The following is a 14,460-nucleotide window of genomic DNA, read 5'->3' as shown; positions in this document are numbered from 1 at the left end:
GCGCGGCCGGTCAGTCATCGAGCACGCCCTCCCGCGCGAGAACCGCCGCGGCGGCCTCGGCCCCGGTCCACACGTGCGCGCGCCAGCCGTGGGCGCCGGCCGCCGCGACGTTCTCCGGCCGGTCGTCGAAGAAGACCACCTCCGACGGTGCGCGGCCCAGCCGTTCGTCGGCGGCCCGGTAGACGAGCGGGTCCGGTTTCATCAGGCCGAGATCCGACGAGAAGACCAGGGCTTCGAAGCGAGTGCTCCACGGCGCCCGCCGGACCGCCCGCGCCAGCGAGCCCGGGGCGTTGGAGAGGATCCCCAGCGGCGTTCCCCGCTCCGTCAGCCTGGCCAGCAGTGCCGCGGCGTCGGAGGCGAGGGTCGCCCAGTATCCGGTGTCGATCCGGTCGAGGCGATCGACCCACGCCCCGTCGAGCGGGCGCCCGAGCGCGTCGGCGACCAGGCGCCAGTACGTCTCCGGGGAGGCGCCCAGGTCGTAGGCGTCCCGGTGGGTCCAGTACGGGGCGGCCAGTTGGGACTCGGGCACATCGAGGGCCTCGGCGAGGGCGGCCGGCGCACTGCCCGACGGCGCCAGGACGCCGCCCAGATCCCAGACGACCATGGTCGGTGAGGTGTTTTGGGAACGTTCCACGCCGGGAAGGATAGCGGGCTTCACCGCCCCGCCAGGGGTCAGCCCTGCCATCGAGGGGAATCACCACTGCCCCGGCCGGGGCGCGCCGGGGAGTCCGGATGGACGCCCGACACGCATACCTTCGGCGGCCGTGACAGGTCTGTTCAGCCCGACACTCGTGCCCGGGCGGAGGACATGATCTCCTGGCGTCGCCGGTGGCGTTGTTCGTACTGCAGTACCCGGCGGGTCACGTCGTCGGGGGCGTCCTCCAGGCTCGCGGTGATCTCAGCCGTGTCCATGGCGTCGTAGCCGGTCCACGGCTCGGATTCCCGTAGCTGCTCGATGGCGTCCAGGACCCTCTTGCGGTGGGCGTGGGCGCGCTCGTAGCCCTCGATCACCGTCAGATCCAGCTGGGACAGCGTGTGCAGCCGCTTCTTGATCTGTTCTGTGCTGAGCTGGCTGAACCCGGGAATGGGCAGGTCCTCCTCGCGCCTGACCGCTCCCAGAACTTCCTCGGCCATGGGGCCGGGCTCTGGCGTCTCCCGCCCCGCGCCCTCGGCCGCGCTCTGAGCCAGGCGGATGCCGCGCTCGGCGGCGTCCCGTGCCCGTTCGAAGGCGGTGCGCATCGTCTGGGCCACTGCGTCGGTCAGACCGCCGTTCCCGCCTTCGCGGGGGACGAAGCCGTTCGTGGACGCCGCCACGGTGCGGGCCTGTTCGGCCAGGCTGTCCTCCAGCTCCCGCAGGAGGTTCTCGTCCTGCCGGCGTAGCGAGCCCAGCAGGTCGGCGGTGGACTGGGCGTCCACCTGTTCGGCGAGGACCTCCCCGGCCTGGCAGGCCGCCAGTGCACGCGCCGCAGCCGCGTATTCGTCCTCCGCGTTCCGCATCAACCGCCGCGGATCGGCCGGACCCCCGCCGGGCAGCATCCCCCTGACCATCCTCGACGCGATCGTCAGCGGCAGCATCGTCGTCCGCACGGCCCCCTGTGAGACGGAGCGCGTCACACCGGCAGCGGTGCCCAGCAGGCCCCGCGGACGAAGAGTGCGTTCCTGGCGCTCGATGCGCTGCACACTGTTGTGGATCTCGATGGTCTGGCGTTCGAGCATCTGCCGGTACGGGCCCGGCGGCGTGACACTCGTATCCGCCCGGAACCGGTCCAGGACCGCGACATGCGCCTGGCGCGCATCCTCCAGCACCGGTAGGAGTTCCTCCGTCGTCACAGCCATGCGGTACTCCCTGACGAAAGCTGGGCGGCAGTCCGCCGCACACGGAAAGCGGCTGCCCTCATCGGCCCATGGCCGGGCAACCGGCACCATCCTGTGGGACGCACGCCAAGATCGCCTGTGGGACGCAGCCGGATCCTTCAGCGATATCGCCCCGCTGGGCAGCACACGCCGTGGACGCGGACGAACACAGCCGCTTGGTCCGTCCGGGTGGCGGCCGGGCCGCCCCGGCCGGCCCACCCACCAGGGCGTTCGGACGCCGTCAGACGAACTGGACCAGGGCGAAGGTCACGTCTGCCGGGTCCTTCAGGAGGGCGACCCGTCCGACACCGGCCACTTCGGCGGGCCCGGAGACGACGGTTCCGCCCAGTGACTTCGCCGCGCCCACCGCGCCGTCGATGTCCTCGACACCGAAGTGCAGGATCCAACCGGCCGTGCCCTCGGGGCCGCTCGGACGGCAGGGCTTCACCCTCGACCTCGACCCGCGCTGGGGGAGGAAACTCGTCGCCGCCGGACGCGGAGCCGACGCCGACACCTATGCCGAAGACCTCGTCGACCAGGCCGCGTTCGTCCTGCGCACCCAGGACATCGGCGTCCTGACCATCACTCCCCCGCTGCTCGAACGCCTGGCCCGGCGCGACGACCTCGCCGAGCTGGTCGACGAGAAGGTACGGGCGATCCGCTGGGGCGGTACCCAACTGGCCCCCGACTCCCGCTTAGCGCGGCCGCGTCCTCGTCCATCACGTCAGCAGGTCGTTCTTCCTGCCTGCCCGATGCGCCGCAGCCGCCGCCGAACTCCCCTTCCCCTGTGCGTGGGTGGCCCCCTGGACGCGCGAGGCGGGTGTCGGACCGCTACGGAACAGTCTGGTGCTGACCGCGATCACACACGACGACCGTCTGGTGACCGAGTTGATGGAGGAACCCTCGATCAGCAATCCGTACGTGGGGGATGTCCCGACCTTCCGGATGGAGTCCGGTCTGCCGCACGACGGCTACCTCGCCGAGTTCCTGATGCGCTGCAAGTCGGTGATCAGGCACTGAGCCTGGATGATGTGCATGCTCGACGAACCCCAGGACCGTCCTCTCGCGCGGGGAGTGAACCGCGTCGGGCGAAGCGAGCAGGACCCGCCCCGATGCGGATGGTGGGCGGGCCCTGCTCGTGGGGACCATTGTCGGGACCGGGTGCCGGTGGGGCCACGAGTGTGATCCGCCGATGTGCGCGCGGCGCGCACACCCCGTGCGCGCCGCGCGCCCGGCGCTGTTCCCTGGCGCCGCCGGGTGCCGCATGGCGCCGCGCCGAGTGTGACCCCGGCTTATCCCGGTCGGCCTGCGGCGACGATACTGGCAGGCGCACCTGCCCCCGTTCACAGTTGGACCCATGCCGACCTCCTCCACCGTCCGCCCCATGACTCCCGCCACGGTCTGGCTGGCCCGAGGCCGCCATGCCGAAGGCGCCGCGGAAGACGTTCTCCGGCGCTCGCTGGAGGAGCGCAAGCGAAGTCGGGCCATCGACGACTTTCTGGAGTTGCCCGAGGCCGGGACCGAGACCGGGACCGAAGCCGCCCCGGCGGAGCGGGTCTTCGAGGCCCGCTGGCGGGTGGACGAGACGGTGACCGTGCGGGCCCGGATCGGCGTGACGCCCGGGCCGGACGGCGGGCAGGAGTGGATTCTGGTCGCGGAGGCCGAGCAGCCGTGGAACGACCACTGGCCGTCGCCCGCCGGGCTGTTCTGGCCAAAGGAGCCGGACGTCGCCTGGGACCGGGACGGCGTCGCGGAGCTGTCCCTGCGGGAGATCAATCCGCTCCCCCAGGACGACAAGGAGACGCGGCGCCTGTTCAGGAACGCGGTGCGCGGCGGGTGGCACATCCACGTGGTGGTCCACGAGGCGATGACCACCGACGACCGCGGCCGGGCGCCGGTGGCGCGGTGGCTCCCGCCGGGGCTGCGGCACCGTGTGGTGGAGCACCGCGCCGCGCCCCAGCAGCACCGGGGCCTCAACTGGGCCCTGCGCGATCTGAAAGTCCAGGTACCGCGCGGCGGTGCCGTGGTGCTGCCCGGCACCCCGGCGCCGGACGGTTACGCGGCCGAGGACTTCTCCGTCCGCGCGGTCTTCCTCGACGGCTCGGAGCCGACCGACCTCGTCGACGCGGTGACGCGGTACGCCGCGCTGCCGAGGCCGCTGCCCGACGGCGCCGAGGACGCCCTCACCGCGCTGCGGGAGGACTGGCACCTGCTGACGCTCCAGGAGGAGCTGGAGCGTCAGCGCGGGCTCGTGGCCATGTACGCCGAGGCACTGGAGGCCATGACCAGGTCACGCGACCTGTACCGGGAGGCCGCCGAACGCGCCCACGAGGCCCTGGCCGCCTACCAGGAGTCCGCCGCGGCCGCTCCCGTGCGGCAGCAGTCCTCCGACACTCCCGTAGCCTCTCCACTGCAACAGCTCACACGTACGTTCGAACGCTTCAAGGGCAGGTCCTCTTCCTGACGGGGCGCACGTGTCAGTCGTGGTCTGGTGGATACGTGGTCCGTACTGCAGTACGGCCCGCCGGGAAGGTCCTCCACGCCATGGGCAACGACCAGTACCACTCGGAGACCACGCTCCGCGTCAACGGCAAACCCCACACGCTCTCCGTCGACCACCGGCGGGTCCTGCTGGACCTCCTGCGGGAGGACCTGGATCTCACGGGTGCCAAGAAGGGCTGCGACCACGGCCAGTGCGGTGCCTGCACGGTCCTGGTGGACGGGCGGCGCGTCAACAGCTGTCTGCTGTTCGCGGTCGCCCTGGACGGCTGTGAGGTCACGACCGTCGAGGGGCTCTCCGGCGACGGGGAGGGCCCGCACCCGCTGCAGCGGGCCTTCCTGGAGCGCGACGCCTTCCAGTGCGGCTACTGCACCCCGGGCCAGATCTGCTCCGCGGCCGGCATGCTCGCCGAGGCGGCGGCCGGTCACCCCTCGCACGTCACCGACCCGGCGACGCCCTCGGCCGGGCCGGTGCCGCTGGACCGGGCGGAGATCCGGGAGCGGCTGAGCGGCAACCTGTGCCGGTGCGGTGCGTATCCGCGGATCGCCGAGGCCGTGGAGGACGTGATCCCGTGAAGGAGTTCGCCTACGTCCGCGCCGGGAGCGTCGAGGAGGCGACCTCCGCGTACGCCTCCCACGCCGGCGCCCGCTATCTCGGCGGCGGCACCAACCTCGTCGATCTGATGAAGCTCGGCGTCGAGCGGCCCGCCGCCCTCATCGACGTCACCCGGCTGCCGCTGGACGCGGTGCAGGAGCTGCCGGACGGTGCGCTGCGGATCGGGGCGATGGCGCGCAACAGCGACCTCGCGGCCCACCCCCTCGTGCGCGACCGGTACCCGGCGCTGTCGCAGGCGGTGCTCGCGGGGGCGTCGGGGCAGTTGCGCAACGCGGCGACGACCGGCGGCAACCTGCTCCAGCGCACCCGCTGCCCGTACTTCCAGGACCTGTCGAAGCCGTGCAACAAGCGCGAACCGGGCAGCGGCTGCGGCGCGCGGGACGGCGTCCACCGTGATCACGCGGTGCTCGGGCACTCCGCGCACTGCATCGCCACCCATCCGTCGGACATGGCGGTGGCGCTGGCCGCTCTCGACGGGCGTGTCGAGCTGTACGGCCCCGAGGGCGCCCGGAGTGTCGCGGCGGCGGACTTCCACCGGCTGCCCGGGGACCGGCCGCAGCAGGACACGGTGATCCGGCCCGGCGAGCTGGTCACCGGCGTGGTGCTGCCGGCCGCCACGGCAGGGCTGCCGTCGGCGTACCGCAAGGCCCGCGACCGGGCTTCGTACGCCTTCGCGCTCGCGTCCGTCGCAGCCGTGCTGCGGGTGTCGGACGGTGTGGTCGGCGACGTGGGGCTCGCGTTCGGGGCGCTGGCGCACCGGCCGTGGCGGGCCCGGCGGGCGGAGGAGGCGCTGCTGGGCGCGGCTGCGACCACCGCCGCGTTCGAGCACGCCGTCGACCTGGAACTGTCCGCCGCGCAGCCGCTGCGCGACAACGCCTACAAGGTGCCGCTGGCCCGGGGGATCGCCGTGGACGTGCTGTCCCGGCTGGCGCAGGCGACGCTGACGAGGAGGACTTCATGACCGGCAGCGTGGGCGTCCCTGCCGAGCGCCGGGAGGGACGGGAGAAGGTCAGCGGCACCGCCCGCTACTCCGCCGAGTACCACTTCCCCGGCCGGGCCCAGGCCTGGCCCGTGCCGGCGGCTGTCGCCCGGGGCCGGGTGACCGGCGTCGACACGGCGGCGGCCCTGGCCGTGCGCGGTGTGATCGCCGTCCTCACCCACGAGAACGCGCCGCGGCTCGCCGAGCCGGACGATGCCACGCTCGCCGTGCTCCAGGACCCCCGGGTTCCGCACCGCGGCTGGTTCGTGGCCCTGGTGGTGGCCGAGACCCTGGAGGCGGCGCGGGCCGGTGCCGCCGCGGTCCGCGTCGACTACGCCGCCGAGGAACACGATGTGACCCTCACCGCATCGCACCCGGGTGTGTACGTCCCCGAGGACGCAGGCGCCGAGTATCCGGCCGTCCGCGAACGGGGCGACCCCGACGGGGCGTTCGGTTCCTCGGCCGCCCGGGTCGATGTCGCCTACCGGGTGCCGCCGTTGCACAACCACCCCATGGAGCCGCACGCCAGCACCGCCCGCTGGGACGACGGCCGGCTCACCGTGCACACCTCCAGCCAGGGCGCCGGTGCGGTACAGGCCGTGCTCGCCGGGCTGTTCGGCATTCCCGAGGAGCGGATCGTCGTCACCGCCGAGCACGTCGGCGGCGGCTTCGGCTCCAAGGGCACGCCACGGCCCGACGTGGTGCTCGCCGCGATGGCGGCGCGGCAGACCGGTCGGGCGGTCACCGTGGCGCTGCCCCGCCGGTACCTGCCCGCCGTCGTCGGGCATCGTGCGCCCACGCTGCACCGGCTGCGGCTCGGCGCCGACGCGGACGGACGCCTCACCTCCCTCGTGCACGAGGTCACGACGCACACCTCCCGGATCAAGGAGTTCGTGGAGCAGGCGGCGGTGCCGGCGCGGGTGATGTACGCGTCGCCCCACAGTCGTACGGAGCACCGGGTCGTGGCGCTGGACGTGCCCTCGCCGTCGTGGATGCGGGCGCCGGGCGAGGCACCGGGCATGTACGCGCTGGAGTCGGCCATGGACGAACTCGCCGCCGAGCTGGGCATGGACCCGGTCGAGCTGCGCGTCCGCAACGAACCGGACGTCGAACCCGACAGCGGCAAGCCGTTCAGCAGCAGGCACCTGGTGGAGTGTCTGCGCGAGGGCGCCCGCCGCTTCGGGTGGGCCGGGCGCGATCCCCGGCCGGGCTCCCGCCGGGAAGGTCCCCTGCTGCTGGGGACGGGCGTGGCGGCGGCGACGTATCCCGTCATGGTGTCGCCCGCCACGGCGTCGGCCCGCGCGCTGCCCGACGGGACGTTCCTGGTGCGGATCAACGCCACGGACATCGGTACGGGGGCCCGGACCGTGCTCGCACAGGTCGGCGCCGACGCCCTCGGGGTACCGCTGGAGCGGGTGCGGATCGAGGTCGGCAGCACCGAACTCCCGCCGGCGCCGCTGGCCGGCGGTTCGTCCGGCACCGCTTCCTGGGGCTGGGCGGTCCACGAGGCGGGTGCCCGGCTGGCGCGGCGGCTGGCCGAGCACCCGGGGCCGCTGCCCGAGCAGGGTCTCGACGCCCGCGCGGACACGACGGGCTCGGCGGACGCCGAGAGCGACTGGGCGCGGCACGCCTTCGGGGCGCACTTCGCCGAGGTCGCCGTGGACACGGTCACCGGCGAGGTCCGGGTCGGCCGGCTGCTCGGGGTGTACGCCGCGGGGCGCATCCTCAACGCCCGTACCGCACGTTCCCAGTTCGTCGGCGGCATGACGATGGGCCTGGGCATGGCGCTGACCGAGGGCAGCACGATGGACGCCGCGTTCGGTGACTTCACGGAGTCTGACCTCGCGTCGTACCACGTTCCGGTGCACGCCGACGTGGCCGAGATCGAGGCGCACTGGCTGGACGAGGACGATCCCCGTCTCAACCCCATGGGCAGCAAGGGGATCGGGGAGATCGGCATCGTCGGGACGGCCGCCGCGATCGGCAACGCGCTCCACCACGCCACCGGTGTCCGCTTCCGTGAACTCCCGCTGACGCCAGACCGGGTGCTGGCCGGGTTGCTCGACCGCCGTACGGCGAACGGCGCCCGGGCCGGACCCGCTGCGGGCGGATCCGGTCCGGTACGGGGCACGTAGGGGCCGGGCTCGGCGGGCTGAGCGGGGCCGCCAGGGTCGGGCCCGGGAGACTGCGCGACCTCGTCCGGGCCGGGCCGGGCGCGGCGGGCCGGACGGGCTCGGCTAGCGCCTGGTCCGTACGGTCCGTGGCGGGGGTGCCAGGCCGTGCTTCAGCCGGGTCCAGCCATTCCTGTGCGGGCGGGGCGCGCCTGCGCGGGGTCCGTGCAGTCCTGGCCCGGCGCGGCGGACCGCTCGGTCGCCGGGTACGGGCCGGAGGGAGCGGACTGCGTGCTCGCGTCGCCTTGGGCGGGGGTGGTGGACCGCTCGGTCGCCGTGTGCGAGCGGGGGGCGGCGGGCCGGGTCGCCGGGTCCGCCCGGTCCGAGCCCGGGGCAGCCGCACGCGCATGCGCCTCGCCCGGCTGGCCGAAGTCAGGGGCGGCGGCCCGCACGCTCCTCGTCCGACTGGCCCAAGCCAGGAGTAGCAGCCCGCGCATCCGCCTGATCCGAGTGGTCCGATCCGGTCACGGCGGGACTGGCGAAGCTGCTGTCCGCCTCGTCCGGGACCGGGGCGGCGGGGCGTGCGGCGGCCTGGCTCGTGCGGCCCGGTCCCGGGGCGGCGGGCTGGGCGCCCGCACCCGCCACCGGGTGAGAACCGAGGGCGTCGGGCTCGATGCCCGGCCATGAAGCCCAGGTGGTCATACTCGCCTCGATGGGGAAGAGTGCGGCCGCTCCTGCGCCCCCCGTCGTGTCACGAGCGACGTTACGCTGACCATGACTTGGCGCCCCAAATCCGCCGACACGGCGACATGTCGGGCCTCGGTCGCAATACAGCCGCCGGAAACGGGAATCCAGGAAGGGACACCCCGTGTCGCGGCACGCCAGGAGGAGGGCAGCCCGTGGATACGACCACTACGGTGATCACCCTGGCCGCGGTTCTCGCGGCCATCGTCCTCGTCTTCGCCGTCGGCATCCTGGTGCGGCTGGTCAGAACCCGGCGCGAACTGCGGCGCGCGGGACTGCCCACGGGCCCGCGCTGGGTCTTCTGGGGCGCGGTTGTCTATTTCGTGCTGCCTGCCGACGTGCTGCCCGATCCTGTGTACCTGGACGACATCGGCGTCCTGCTGCTCGCTCTGCGCACTGTCCGCGGCTCCCTCGGCGAACGGGAGCGCAGCACGACACGCCGACCGGACCGCCGGCCGGACCGCCAACCGGCCCGATGACTACGGAAAGTAAGGAAACCAACCACCCGTTCGATTCGTATAAGTCTCTGGGAGCCGAAACGAGTCGGCGGACCGGGTGGCCGTGCCCCTGGATCCGGCTTGATCGGCGCAGCACCGACGAGGGAGAGACGATGCAACCGTTCGCGCTCAACTACGCGCGCCCGGCAGTGGAGTTGGAAGCTGCCACTCCGTACGTGTACGACGCCGGACTGCAGTTGAACGTGCTCCACGACGGCCGGGTGGCCGCCTGCGACTTCGCCCTGTTGAGAGAGGTCGGCACCACGACGTCCACCGCCGGCTCCAAGACGCACTTCGACGACTGACCGCGGGCCGCCGAAGATGACGGTACTGATCCTCACCTGCGAGGAGGATGTGACCGCGGACATGGTGGTCGTGCACCTGAACGCGACGGGGGTTCCGGTGGTCCGCGTCGACCCGGCCGATCTGACCGGTGGTGTCGCGCTGTCCGGGGAGTACGTCCACGGCCGTTTCCGCGGCCATCTGTCCGCCGGGGGGCGGCTGGTGGGCATCGGGGGGCTGCGGTCGGTGTGGGTACGCCGGCCGGGCACCCCGGCCGGGCGGGCGGCCCAGCCGTCCGCGTGGCTGACCGAGGAGGCCGCCCAGGCGCTCTACGGCATGCTGCGGGGTTCGGACGCGCGCTGGATGAACCACCCCGACGCGGCCCGCCGGGCCCGGCACAAGCCCTGGCAGCTGCGCCTCGCCCAGCGGTGCGGCCTGCCCGTGCCGGCGACGCTGATCACGACCTTCCCGCGCGCCGCGCGCGAGTTCTCGGAGCGCTACCCGGACCTGGTGGTCAAGCCGGTGTCGGGCGCGCATCCGCAGGACCCGCCCCGGGCCGTGCCGACCAGCCGTGTCCCACCGGACACGGACTTCTCCGCGGTCGCGTTCGGGCCGACGCTGCTTCAGCGGCGGATCTCCAAGCGGGCCGACATCCGTCTCACCGTGGTGGGTGAGCGGATGCTGGCGGCCCGCAAGGCGACCGCCGCGGACGCGGACCCCGACGAGGTCGACGTGCGGTTCGCCGCGCCCGGCGCACCGTGGCGGCCCACCGACGTGCCGTCGTGCATCGCGCCGGGCGTCCGGGCCTATCTGCGGGAGGCAGAACTGGCTTACGGGGCCTTCGACTTCGTCGAGGACGCCGACGGGACCTGGTGGTTCCTTGAGTGCAATCAGTCGGGGCAGTTCGGGTTCGTCGAGGTGGAGACGGGGCAGCCGATCGCCCGCACCATCGCCGAGTGGCTGGCGCGCCCCGTTCCCGAGGCGCCGTCGCACGTCAACGGCGCCAACACGAGGGCCTGTTGAGTACCGGGACCGGCCGTCCACCGGTCCTGTTTCACTGCGGCCGCGGCCCGGGCAGCATGGCCGTACGCTGCCACCCGGTGCCCGGGGAGTGCGGCCGGTCGTAGCCGGGGGACTGTGCGGGCCGCATGACCAACTCCAGTTCCCTGCTCACGCGTTCGGCCTCGCGGCGGACCTGTGCGGGCACATCGCCGCACTCCGCGATGAGTCGGTCGTAGATGGGGGAATCCTGGAACACCCGTCAACGCGCCTTTCTGCTCGTCGGCCCCGTGCGGGGGCGAGAGGGACGAGTCTAGGCGGACAGGTGTCCCGGAGTGTGAATTACCCGGGTGGACTTGACGCAGACCGGACATCCGTGACATGCGGGCAGCCGGGGCTCAGGCTCCTGTCGTGGAGCCCGGCCGGACGATCATCAAAACGGTGACCGTCGCCCACAGGAGGTTGAAAATGCCGGTGAACATGGCGAGTTGAACGGTATTGCGGTGTTCGACGGCCCGTTCGCCGTTCAGTTGGCCGAGGAGCTCCTCCTGGCGGGGCAGGACGAAGGCGACCAGGATGCCGGCGGCAGCGGCGGTCAGTGCGATGGACGTCACGAGCCATCCGCTGCCCAGGACGCCCATCGCGGCACCGGTGGCGAACCCGAAGAGCGGGACGGTCAGCCCGATACCGGCGTAGACGCGGCAGATGCGGTGCAGCAGCGCGACCGTGCTCACCGCCGAGGGATCGGGGGCGTCGCCGCCCGCGGGGACGGCGCGGCGTGCCGCGGGCGGGAACATGCTGGCCGCGACGGTCACGGGACCGATGGCGACGATGGCGGCCAGCACGTGCAGGGACAGCAGGATCTTGGTCACCGGAACTCTTTCCATGATGCGGTCGACGGTGCCGGGCCCACGTTAGGGAGTCCGGGCGCGATCACCCATGGGCTGAATCGACAGCTTCCAACGGATTCCCGCCAACTCCTGTGACCTGCTCTCTCGTGCCGCGGGCCGGCACATCGGCGCCTCGTGCGCCTGGCGGGAACGCGCCTAGGGTGGCGGTCATGCACTCCGTGGCGATCCTGGTTCTCGACCAAGTGGTGCCGTTCGACATGGCGGCGCCCCAGCAGACGTTCGCCTGGACCCACATGCCGGACGGGCGTCCGGCCTACCGGGTCCGGTTGTGTGCCGAGACGCCGCAGGTGCGCGCGGACGGTGGTTTCACCCTGCTCGTCGACCGGGGGCTGGAGGCACTGGCGGAGGCCGACACGATCATCGTGCCGGGCTGCTCCCCCGAGGCCGCGCCGCCGTCCGAGCTGGTGCTGGCGGCCCTGCGGCAGGCGGCCGCGGCCGGTACGCGGATCGCGTCCGTGTGCGTGGGGGCGTTCGTGCTGGCGCAGGCCGGGCTGCTGGACGGGCTGCGCGCCACCACGCACTGGGTGGCAGCGGGTGAGCTGGCCCGCCGCTTCCCGCAGGTCGAGGTGGAGCCGGACGTGCTGTACGTCGACAACGGGCAGATCCTCACCTCGGCCGGTGCGGCCGCCGCGCTGGACCTGTGCCTGCACATGATCCGCCGGGATCTGGGGTCGGCCGTCGCGGCGAACATCGCCCGGATGTCGGTCATGCCGCTGGAACGGGAGGGCGGACAGGCCCAGTTCATCGTGCACGAGCACCCGCCGGTGCCGCGGGGGTCGGCGCTGGAGCCGGTGCTGGAGTGGATCGAGGACAACCTCGCGCACGAGGTGACGCTGGGCGCGCTGGCGGAGCGTGCGGGGATGAGCGAGCGGACCTTCAGCCGCCGCTTCCGCGAGCAGACCGGCACCACGCCGTTGCAGTGGCTGCTGCGGGCGCGGGTGCGGCGCGCCCAGTACCTGCTGGAGAACACCGACCACTGCGTGGAACGGATCGCGCGGCAGGCGGGGTTCGGCTCACCGACGGCCTTCCGGGAGCGGTTCCGCAAGGTAGTGGGGACGACGCCGTACGCGTATCGCACGGCGTTCCACGGGAAGGCGAACGCCCCGGCGGCCCGTTCACGGGCCGCCGGGGCGCCACCCGGTTCATGACCGGGTCCTGCGAGAAGTCAGCCGACCAGCGTCAGACCGTTCTCCCCGTCCGCGTCCGCTTCCTCGGACCGCTTCTTGGTGAGCAGCAGGGCGTCGGCCTGGGCGATGGCGTCGGTGATGTCGGACGTTCCCATCATCACGCACAGCGTATAGCTGACGTCCTCAAGCTCGCGTGCCGCCGTCGGCACGTGCCTCTCCGCCTGAGCGATCCTCAGCGACGCATACCGCGTCAGCAACTCCCTGACGACCTTCCGGTCCGGTACGAGCACGTAGCGCCCCTCTCTCTGTTTTCGCTGCGTATGCCCGAACCACGCGGAAACATTCACACGTTTTTCTCACCAGGGGCGGATTTGACGAAAACTGACCGTATCTGACTGACCATCAGATGAGCTGGCCGGTGCGACGAACGTGGTCCGTCCGTGCAGGAGCCGGGAGGATCGACTCCTGCGGCACGACCGACAGGAAGCAGCGGTAGGTGCGCAGGTCGAGGGTGTTCATCTCGGTGCCGTCGAGCAGGAGGCGGCCCGAGGTGGGGCGGATGAAGCCGATGACGAGGTTGAGCACGGTGGGCTTGCCGGCGCCGGACGCGCCCACGAGGGCGATGGTCTCGCCCGGTGCGACGTCCAGGGTGAAGTCCCGTACGGCGGTGCGCCCGTCGGTCTCGTAGGCGTGGTCGACGTGCTCGAAGGTGACGGCTCCGCGCAGGGCGGTGAGCTCCGCCTTGCCCTCGCCCCTTGCGGGCCCGGAGTACACCAACGGGTGGGGGCGGTGACTTCGCGGGGTGTCCGCAGCACGAGACCCGGGGCGGCGCGTGGCCGGCCCCGGGTCTCGTGGTCTGCTCAGGCGGCGTCCAGCTCCGCCAGTTCCTGCGGTGTCAGCGTGAGTTCGGTGGCGGCGAGCGAGTCGCGGATGGTCTCGGGGCGGCTGGCGCCCGGGATCGGGACGACCACGGGCGACTTGGCGAGCATCCACGCCAGGCACACGCGCTGCGGGCTCACGCCGTGCGCCTCGGCGATGCGGGCGAAGGGGGCGTGGCCCGAGCCGAGTTCGCCGGCCTTCGAGATGCCACCGAGAGGGCTCCAGGGCAGGAACGCGATGCCGAGTTCGTCGCACAGGTCCAGCTCCGGCTCGCTGGAGCGGAAGGCCGGGGAGAACTGGTTCTGCACGGAGGCCAGCCGGCCGCCGAGGATCTCGCCCGCCTGCCGGATCTGCTCGGGGTTCGCGTTCGAGATGCCGGCCATGCGGATCTTGCCCTCGTCCAGCAGGTCCCGGATCGCGCCGACGGACTCGGCGTAGGGGACGCGCGGGTCGGGGCGGTGGAACTGGTAGAGCCCGATGGCCTCGACGCCGAGCCGGCGCAGGGACGCCTCGCAGGCCTCCTTTAGGTGGCGGGGGCTGCCGTCGAGCGTCCAGCTGCCGTCGCCGGGGCGCAGATGGCCGCCCTTGGTGGCGACCAGGACGTCGCCGCCGCGGTCGTGGGAGGCGAGGGCCTTGGCTATCAGGGTCTCGTTGTGACCGACCTCGTCGGCGTCGCGGTGGTAGGCGTCCGCGGTGTCGATCAGGGTCACCCCGGCGTCGAGCGCGGCGTGGATGGTGGCGAGGGAGCGTTCCTCGTCGGGTCGTCCCTCGATGGACATGGGCATCGCGCCCAGGCCGATCGCGCTGACGTCGACATCACCGATGCGGCGGGTGTGCATGTGCTCGTGACCTCTTCCGGCTGTCGCTGAGGCTGTCGGGCGATGGTGCACTCCAGCGTGGACGCCGGGAAGGCCCAAGGTCCAATAGAAGAAGGAGAACGCATTCAGCACTCCGGCAGCTGA

General features: G+C 72.6%; 17 protein-coding genes and 1 pseudogene. 9 read left to right on the top strand and 9 right to left on the bottom strand.

Annotated elements, in window-relative coordinates:
• Positions 1-10: 10 nt before the first annotated feature.
• From PV963_RS42125 to PV963_RS42115, 3 genes are all read right to left on the bottom strand, one after another.
• Positions 11-634: an HAD-IA family hydrolase gene (locus PV963_RS42125; protein ID WP_274821705.1), complete on the bottom strand. Its 624-nt coding sequence runs from the start codon at positions 632-634 to the stop codon at positions 11-13.
• A gap of 143 nt (positions 635-777) precedes the next feature.
• Positions 778-1,836, bottom strand: a complete 1,059-nt coding sequence (locus PV963_RS42120) for a hypothetical protein (RefSeq protein WP_274821704.1) — start codon at positions 1,834-1,836, stop codon at positions 778-780.
• A 259-nt stretch (positions 1,837-2,095) separates the two neighbouring features.
• The gene (locus PV963_RS42115; protein ID WP_274821703.1) at positions 2,096-2,302 is read right to left on the bottom strand and encodes a VOC family protein; all 207 of its coding nucleotides are present in this window, start codon (positions 2,300-2,302) and stop codon (positions 2,096-2,098) included.
• 398 nt (positions 2,303-2,700) lie between these two features.
• Here PV963_RS42115 and PV963_RS42105 point away from each other — a divergent pair, with 398 nt between their 5' ends.
• The 5 genes from PV963_RS42105 (at position 2,701) to PV963_RS42085 (ending at position 8,083) form a co-directional block, all read left to right on the top strand.
• The gene (locus tag PV963_RS42105; RefSeq protein WP_274822320.1) at positions 2,701-2,874 is read left to right on the top strand and encodes a hypothetical protein; all 174 of its coding nucleotides are present in this window, start codon (positions 2,701-2,703) and stop codon (positions 2,872-2,874) included.
• A gap of 337 nt (positions 2,875-3,211) precedes the next feature.
• Positions 3,212-4,318 carry a hypothetical protein gene (locus PV963_RS42100; protein WP_274821702.1) on the top strand — a complete coding sequence of 369 codons (1,107 nt, stop codon included), beginning with the start codon at positions 3,212-3,214 and terminating at the stop codon, positions 4,316-4,318.
• A gap of 80 nt (positions 4,319-4,398) precedes the next feature.
• On the top strand, positions 4,399-4,929 hold the full coding sequence (locus PV963_RS42095; RefSeq protein ID WP_274822286.1) for a (2Fe-2S)-binding protein: 531 nt from the start codon (positions 4,399-4,401) through the stop codon (positions 4,927-4,929).
• Positions 4,926-5,930: an FAD binding domain-containing protein gene (locus tag PV963_RS42090; RefSeq protein WP_274821701.1), complete on the top strand. Its 1,005-nt coding sequence runs from the start codon at positions 4,926-4,928 to the stop codon at positions 5,928-5,930. Before PV963_RS42095 ends, PV963_RS42090 begins: the two co-directional genes overlap by 4 nt.
• Complete coding sequence (locus tag PV963_RS42085; protein ID WP_274821700.1) at positions 5,927-8,083, top strand: xanthine dehydrogenase family protein molybdopterin-binding subunit; 2,157 nt, start codon at positions 5,927-5,929, stop codon at positions 8,081-8,083. Before PV963_RS42090 ends, PV963_RS42085 begins: the two co-directional genes overlap by 4 nt.
• A 408-nt stretch (positions 8,084-8,491) precedes the next feature.
• Here the strand turns inward: PV963_RS42085 and PV963_RS42080 are convergent, their stop codons facing one another.
• Entirely contained in the window at positions 8,492-8,761 is a 270-nt protein-coding gene (locus PV963_RS42080; RefSeq protein ID WP_274821699.1) for a hypothetical protein, read from the bottom strand.
• 197 nt (positions 8,762-8,958) lie between these two features.
• Between PV963_RS42080 and PV963_RS42075 the strand changes: the two genes are divergently transcribed.
• The 3 genes from PV963_RS42075 to tgmB all read left to right on the top strand — a co-directional run bounded on the left by PV963_RS42075 (position 8,959) and on the right by tgmB (position 10,605).
• The gene (locus PV963_RS42075) at positions 8,959-9,282 is read left to right on the top strand and encodes a YkvA family protein (protein WP_274821698.1); all 324 of its coding nucleotides are present in this window, start codon (positions 8,959-8,961) and stop codon (positions 9,280-9,282) included.
• 131 nt (positions 9,283-9,413) lie between these two features.
• Positions 9,414-9,605 (top strand): putative ATP-grasp-modified RiPP, encoded by a 192-nt coding sequence (gene tgmA, locus PV963_RS42070; protein WP_274821697.1) that lies wholly within the window; start codon positions 9,414-9,416, stop codon positions 9,603-9,605.
• Positions 9,606-9,621: 16 nt separating this feature from the next.
• Entirely contained in the window at positions 9,622-10,605 is a 984-nt protein-coding gene (gene tgmB / locus PV963_RS42065; protein ID WP_274821696.1) for an ATP-grasp ribosomal peptide maturase, read from the top strand.
• Between the two features lie 31 nt (positions 10,606-10,636).
• Here tgmB and PV963_RS42060 read toward each other — a convergent pair whose 3' ends face one another.
• Both PV963_RS42060 and PV963_RS42055 read right to left on the bottom strand, forming a co-directional pair.
• On the bottom strand, positions 10,637-10,840 hold the full coding sequence (locus tag PV963_RS42060) for a hypothetical protein (RefSeq protein ID WP_059414305.1): 204 nt from the start codon (positions 10,838-10,840) through the stop codon (positions 10,637-10,639).
• Positions 10,841-10,979: 139 nt separating this feature from the next.
• A complete protein-coding gene (locus PV963_RS42055) occupies positions 10,980-11,453 on the bottom strand; it encodes a hypothetical protein (RefSeq protein WP_274821695.1) in 474 nt (157 codons plus the stop codon).
• Positions 11,454-11,641: 188 nt separating this feature from the next.
• Between PV963_RS42055 and PV963_RS42050 the strand changes: the two genes are divergently transcribed.
• Entirely contained in the window at positions 11,642-12,640 is a 999-nt protein-coding gene (locus PV963_RS42050) for a GlxA family transcriptional regulator (protein WP_274821694.1), read from the top strand.
• Between the two features lie 17 nt (positions 12,641-12,657).
• Here PV963_RS42050 and PV963_RS42045 read toward each other — a convergent pair whose 3' ends face one another.
• The 3 genes and pseudogenes from PV963_RS42045 to PV963_RS42035 form a co-directional block, all read right to left on the bottom strand.
• Entirely contained in the window at positions 12,658-12,909 is a 252-nt protein-coding gene (locus PV963_RS42045; protein ID WP_274821693.1) for a DUF5133 domain-containing protein, read from the bottom strand.
• A 163-nt stretch (positions 12,910-13,072) separates the two neighbouring features.
• Positions 13,073-13,369 (bottom strand): annotated as a pseudogene (locus PV963_RS42040) (ATP-binding cassette domain-containing protein); the annotation flags it as partial.
• A gap of 110 nt (positions 13,370-13,479) precedes the next feature.
• Entirely contained in the window at positions 13,480-14,337 is an 858-nt protein-coding gene (locus tag PV963_RS42035) for an aldo/keto reductase (RefSeq protein WP_274821692.1), read from the bottom strand.
• Positions 14,338-14,460: the final 123 nt, after the last annotated feature.

The organism is Streptomyces coeruleorubidus, assembly GCF_028885415.1.
GTDB lineage: Bacteria > Actinomycetota > Actinomycetes > Streptomycetales > Streptomycetaceae > Streptomyces > Streptomyces coeruleorubidus_A.
This window is presented reverse-complemented; position numbering and strand designations above follow the sequence as displayed.